The organism is Mesorhizobium sp. M1E.F.Ca.ET.063.01.1.1, from assembly GCF_003998155.1.
Taxonomy (GTDB): Bacteria; Pseudomonadota; Alphaproteobacteria; order Rhizobiales; family Rhizobiaceae; genus Mesorhizobium.
On sequence record NZ_RZSC01001694.1, the window covers coordinates 1 to 414 of the forward strand.

Consider the following 414-nt stretch of genomic DNA (forward strand, 5'->3'; position numbering starts at 1 on the left):
AAATAGGTGTCGGCGTTCCTGCTGCGCACTTCCGCCTAATGCTGTATTGCAGATTAAGTCAGTCCAAGCGCGAAAGTCGGCGCGTTTCGGGGCCGGCTCCATGGTCCACTCTGTAATGTCTTGAGCGGCGCGGATGAACGCGAGAAGAGCCTCGCGCGCTCGCATCCCTATGGCTTGATAGTCAGGCACATTCTGGGCCTGCCCCAGTGCATCTGTGGCCTCAACCAGATGTGTGAAGACACTCCCAAACGGGATGATGCGTCTATCGGACTTGCGCTGTTGTTGGGTGCGCGGGATACGCAAGCAGAGGCCCATGTGAAATGTCACCGCAAGGTCCATGTTTGGGAACTGTTCTTGCGAATAAAGATTTGTCGGATTGGTAATCACCCACCAACGGCCCTTGCCCGTATGAAC

The 414-nt window shown here is 55.8% G+C and carries 1 pseudogene; it reads right to left on the bottom strand.

Annotation, left to right across the window (positions count from 1 at the left end):
* Positions 1 to 387 (bottom strand): annotated as a pseudogene (locus EOA29_RS42585) (gamma-glutamylcyclotransferase); the annotation flags it as partial.
* Positions 388 to 414 lie beyond the last annotated feature (27 nt).